At 60.4% G+C, this 5209-nt stretch carries 5 protein-coding genes; 2 read left to right on the forward strand and 3 right to left on the reverse strand.

Annotated elements, in window-relative coordinates:
• Positions 1–105: 105 nt before the first annotated feature.
• Positions 106–996 (reverse strand): DMT family transporter, encoded by an 891-nt coding sequence (locus MFF64_RS36255; protein WP_238193840.1) that lies wholly within the window; start codon positions 994–996, stop codon positions 106–108.
• Between the two features lie 329 nt (positions 997–1325).
• Between MFF64_RS36255 and MFF64_RS36260 the strand changes: the two genes are divergently transcribed.
• Together MFF64_RS36260 and MFF64_RS36265 are read left to right on the forward strand one after the other, a co-directional pair.
• Entirely contained in the window at positions 1326–2774 is a 1449-nt protein-coding gene (locus MFF64_RS36260) for an MFS transporter (RefSeq protein WP_238193842.1), read from the forward strand.
• A gap of 133 nt (positions 2775–2907) precedes the next feature.
• Entirely contained in the window at positions 2908–3075 is a 168-nt protein-coding gene (locus MFF64_RS36265; RefSeq protein ID WP_238193844.1) for a DUF4113 domain-containing protein, read from the forward strand.
• A gap of 54 nt (positions 3076–3129) precedes the next feature.
• On the opposite strand, the gene MFF64_RS36270 is transcribed toward MFF64_RS36265, so the two are convergent.
• Both MFF64_RS36270 and MFF64_RS36275 read right to left on the reverse strand, forming a co-directional pair.
• Positions 3130–3600 (reverse strand): glycosyltransferase family 2 protein, encoded by a 471-nt coding sequence (locus MFF64_RS36270; protein WP_133123228.1) that lies wholly within the window; start codon positions 3598–3600, stop codon positions 3130–3132.
• A 2-nt stretch (positions 3601–3602) separates the two neighbouring features.
• Entirely contained in the window at positions 3603–4970 is a 1368-nt protein-coding gene (locus MFF64_RS36275) for a hypothetical protein (RefSeq protein ID WP_238193846.1), read from the reverse strand.
• Between the last annotated feature and the right edge of the window lie 239 nt (positions 4971–5209).

The raw sequence follows: 5209 nt of genomic DNA on the forward strand, positions 1-5209 counted from the left end.
TCCGTCGGCTCAAAGCCATACTTCAGGGCGGACCACTCCGATGGGGGCTGACCAAAGATCGTGCAGCTTTGCAATGACTGGCTCAGATGGCACGCCACGGGCCTTCTATCTCCGCCCCAATTGCTGCTCCCGCAAGAAGATGAATAGGCCGCTGGCAACGATGATGCCAGCGCCAGCCAATGTGAGCGGGCCAATCATCTCGCCAAAGAACAAGTAGCCAAACAGCATTCCCCATAGGATCAACGTGTACTGGTAGGGCACAACCGTCGTCGCAGGCGCCAGCCGGAGCGACTGGTTCACGCATAAATTGCCCAGCAGCGATCCTACGCCTAGCAGAAGCATCAGTGCGAAGTCCTTGGGTCCGGTGGAGGTCCATCCATAGGCCAGCACCAGAGCTGCCCCAAAAATCAGCGACGACACGAGTTGGCTCGTCATCAGTACGGCGCCGTGCACAGCGGCGAGCTTACGCGTGGTGACGAGGAACAGCGCGTAGAAGAAGCTGCCGGCGAGGGCGCACACCGCCCCCACGGATAACGACCCTGGCGACGGGTGGAGAGCGAGGGCGACCCCGCAGAAGCCCACCCCGATGGCGGCCCAGCGACGCCAGCCCACATGCTCGCCCAGCAGCAGGGGCGAGAGAGCGGTCACATAGATTGGCCCCGCCATGTAGTAGGTCATGACCTCGGCCAGCGGCAGCGTGCTGACGCCCCAGAAGAAGAGCGATGCTTCGAGAGTCGAGAAGCCTGCTCGCACAAGCTGCAGGCCGGGGCGCGGTGCATCCCGGAAGCCGCTGAGCCCAACTCGATGGATTGCAGGCGCCATCACACATAGGCCGGAGATGCTGCGCACGAGCATGAGCTGACCCACCGCGTAGGTGCCAAGCAGCCATTTGCCCATCGTGTCGTTCAACGCGAAGAACAGCACGCCAAGCAGCATCATCACGATGCCACCGACGGCGCCCACCGGCACGGCGGCACGCCCCACACTCACAGCCACGGTTTCCTACCCTTCGTCCTTTTGGAGCAGCGGGGGCAATCAGCGTTTAGCCACCGATCCGCCCTGGTGGTGCGACCTATCGGTCCGCATCACACCGACCCGGTTACCCCCGGGATGCATCCTGGCAGTCGGCTCGTTGCCATACCCGACCGAAGCCACCCACTCCACCGTGATGATTAGGGACGGCATCGGCGGACGATCTGGCCTTGATGTGCGCGCAACCGCGGCGAGCAGCTGGGCCATATCTCCGCCTGCCACATCCGTGTACCGCTCTCCTCAACCGCCACCGCCAGCCCCGTCGCAGCTGGTCCGATCTGAGAATGGCACCGATGAATTTGCCGCTCCGGCGAGTGTTTCCGCCCATCCTGCTCCCGACATTCGTAGCTGTGGTGGACGGCACCATCATCACGGCGGCGCTGCCTGCTATGGCGAGCGAGTTCGGGGATGTGGAGCGGGTCTCCTGGGTGGTCGCATCCTACTTGGTTGCCAGTACCGTGGCGGCGCCCGTCTATGGCAGGCTGGGGGATGCTCTCGGGCGGCGACGCATGCTGCTGCTGGCCCTGGCGCTGTTCGTCACGGCGTCCGTGCTGTGTGCCTTAGCGCATAGCCTCCTGACGCTGGTCGGGGCGCGCATTCTGCAGGGCTTCGGAGGCGGCGGTTTGATGGTGCTGAGCCAGGCGGTGCTGGCCGAAAACGTCGCCCGCCATCAGCTGGGCCGAGCCCAAGGGTTCATGGCCGCGGTGATCGTGGCCTCCTCGACATTCGGGCCGGTGGCAGGCGGGGCACTGACGCAGGCGTTCGGATGGCCTTCGGTCTTCCTGGTGAACCTGCCGCTCGGCCTTCTGGCGATGGTGCTTTTGGTGCGGCTACCCGGCCGCGAGGGCAGCGGCGAGCGCGGGAAATTCGACTGGCCGGGCCTATTCCTGTTTGCCGGATCGGTGGTGCCGCTCCTGCTGGCGTTGGAGCAACTGCAGCGCATCGAACCTACGACGTTGCTCGGGATCGGGATGTCCCTGGTCTGCCTCGTGCTGCTGGGGCGGCAGGAGCGGCGAGCGACGCACCCGCTGTTCCCCCTGGACCTACTGCGTCGCCCAGCCATGTGGCGAGCGAACGCCATGGCGGCCTGCTCCGGAGCGTTGCTGGTGAGCGAAGCGACGATCCTGCCGATCCACCTGCGAGCGGTGGACGGGGCCTCGGCCGGAGAGATCGGGCTGATGATGCTGCCTCTGACTGCGACGGTTGGGGTGGGGTCGCTGATCACGGGGCGACTGGTCTCGCGTACCGGGCGTGTCGCCATTTTCCCCGCAGTGGGTCAGACCGCAGCCGCGCTGGGCTTGCTGCTCGTGGCGTTCGGGATGGGGCCGGTCGGGGCGGTGCTCGGCCCCTGGGGTCTTCCGGCGATGCTGGCGGTCGTGGCGGTGTTTCAGGGCTCGGCCATGCCGGTGGCTCAGATCACGATGCAGTCCCAGGCTCCGCCCGCCATGCTGGGGGCTGCGTCCGCGTCCGTGCAACTGTCGCGCTCGGTCGGCTCGGCCATCGGCGTCACCATCGCGATGGCCGTGCTGTTCGTCACGTTGGGCCGGAGCGCTGCGATTGCTGATGTCTTCGCCGACGCCGTTCGACACGGTCCTGCCGCTCTGGCGAGCTTGCCAGAAGCGTCGCGCGCTTCGGCGGTGACACACATTCAAGGCGGCTTCTCAGCCGCCTTCTCGACCATTGCGCTCTTCGCCATAGCCAATGCAGTGCTGGCCTGGACCCTGCCGGTGCGGCGGCTGTAGGCCCGGAAGGAGTAAGGGCCGTCGCCCTGGCGCGACGGCAGGGGAGGGTTAGTCACCACAGACATCATGCTGGTGGGCGACGCACCGTGCCCTCGATTTCGACGCGCACGACCCGAAGAAGTCCGGCGCGCTAATGGCGGCGATGGACGCCTGCAACAGCCGGTTCGGGCGCGAAGCGGTGGTGCCAGCGCGGGCGGGCTTGGTGGACAAGCGCATCTGGTCCACCAAGTTCGAGATGCGCTCACCGCGCTTCACCACGCGACTGAACGAGGTGCCAACGGCCAGTGCGACGGTGCAGTGATTGCGCCGTGCTCCGACGGAACGGGGGAGCTGCGAAGGCGCCCCCTCTGTAGCCTCAGGGCTTTGGAACAGTTTGCTCCTTGAGCTGATCCCAACAGCGATCGTAAAATTCCGTCCTATCAAACGACTTGTTCTCGGGATCCGCTGGATCCTTCATCCTCAACCCGAGATGCTTGTACATCTCTGCAATTCTCATATGCGCGGCACGCATATTTTTGAGGCGATCCTCCTCGAAATAGCTTGGCCCATCGAGTTCGCGCAGCACGATGTTGGCACACATCATGACCGTATAGCCCAGCGACATGGCCTCCGTGGCGAGCAGTGTGTCCTCTCCATGAATATCATACGTGGGGTTGGGGAAGACTTCGCGGCGGCCCTCCTTGCGGAAATTCCGCAGCACAAAGAGGCTACCTTTTAGATCTGGATTTTTGTGGAAAATATGATTGCTGTCATAATCACGACCAGGCTTATTCCAAAAAGCAGCTGGGTGGTGAGGGGCCTTTCCATCCCAGTAGGGAAAGAACATATCTACACCAACGTAGGCTGTGGGTTCATTTGCAGCCATCTCATCAAAAAAGTTATCTCGGCGCTCTTATGATATTTTGTTTCGAGAATGGCGTCGTCATCCATCATGACGCCCCAATCGTACGTACTGCTGTAAAACCATTCCAAGCAAGTGATACGGTTGGTGATGAGCGGTCGTCCCTCAACTTCGCGGATGGCAGCGTCACCAAATCGGGCCTTCAATTCGTCGAAGACACCAGCGCCTTGGACATTAAAGCTGTCAATGTCGTTCTGGCTCCACCCACTAAGCAAAATCGCTATGGATACGTCGGTTTTCTCCATCCACCAATTCAGCTGCTCAAGGAAATTCGCGCTCCTTAGCTGCCACTTAACTGGATCAGGCGAGCGGTACGATATGATATACGCACAGAACTGCGCTTCTGCTCCGACGAAATTTGGCGCACTGCCCGTAGCGGTCTTGCTCAATGGCTCGCAAGCGTGTCGGCGGAGCATGGAGGCCGACTTGACGGTAGGTACCATGTAGCGGACCCGACTATCAGGGGTGGCAAACTCAACCAGCAAAGCGGCTTGCCGGTCATCCGTGTTAACGAACTGCGCTTTCGCTCCCACATCGTGTGCCTTGAGGAGCTTGCACAGGCCTACAATTTCCAGGACTGGCAGCCGGACATCTTGATCGATGGGAACTGGCCCTACCGCATCGAACAGCCGGCAATTCATGTTGTCCGCGCGGCTATCAAAGGGCAGCACGGACGTTGCAAAATGGTGTGCATCAATGTGATATTCGGTAACTAGCTTGTCTCTATCATTTTGGTATCCGTTGCTGCTTTCCAATGGTATTTTATAGGTTAACCTATCGCTTGATAGATCAAGCGCCCGGGGTATCGCGACCTTGTCGGGCATTTGATATTCGTATGAGCGGTGGTCGAGACGCCGGTCTGTCGATGGCGCGAAGATGATTTTCCGTGCACCATACGTGACCCTGCGGTTCTGCATCCGCAAATTTGATATGATTACTTCGTTACGCTCGATCTGATGTCTTATGTCGTTTCGCAGCTGACGGGATTTGAGCTTGATGCTGCGCTTTATAAGATTGTGCCAACCCAGAAAGGATTTCGCTCGCTGTGCGGTCAGTTGTAAATGTGGACCATAACTGACCGGCAAGGCCATATGTTGGAAATCTGTATCCATATCATTGAAGACTTCGGCGACAACCCGAACTCCGTTAGAGGCGTAAAATTCCACGTGATCCACGGCAATCGTGGCATTCCATCCGGACGCAATGGGAAAATTAAATGCCAGGCGGTCAGCCTCACGGAACGAGAGCGTGTACCAGCGATCTCCCAACTCCGCCCACTCAAATGGCAAAGTCACTCGTGCCGTTGTAAACGTGTAGGCCGTATCTATATTCTCCAGGCATAAGAACGTCTCGCCCCCAACAGACATGTTCCGAATGAGAATTTTCCGTTTATCGGCACCGCTGCCTCTTTTCTCTTTTCCGTCAACGAGCCGCTTGATCGTGACCCAGCCCTGTAGGATGTTAGAGATAATGGTTTGCGGTGGTCAGCCCCCATCGGAGTGGTCCGCCCTGAAGTATGGCTTTGAGCCGACGG

The sequence above is a fragment of the Methylobacterium frigidaeris genome (assembly GCF_022179185.1).
Classification (GTDB): Bacteria; Pseudomonadota; Alphaproteobacteria; order Rhizobiales; family Beijerinckiaceae; genus Methylobacterium; species Methylobacterium frigidaeris.

Bases quoted from the DNA above. Each gene is read 5' to 3' on its own strand.
- MFF64_RS36260 (WP_238193842.1), top strand. From the start codon at position 1,326: ATGAATTTGCCGCTCCGGCGAGTGTTTCCGCCCATCCTGCTCCCGACA.
- MFF64_RS36265 (WP_238193844.1), top strand. From the start codon at position 2,908: ATGGCGGCGATGGACGCCTGCAACAGCCGGTTCGGGCGCGAAGCGGTG.
- MFF64_RS36270 (WP_133123228.1), bottom strand. From the start codon at position 3,600: ATGTTCTTTCCCTACTGGGATGGAAAGGCCCCTCACCACCCAGCTGCT.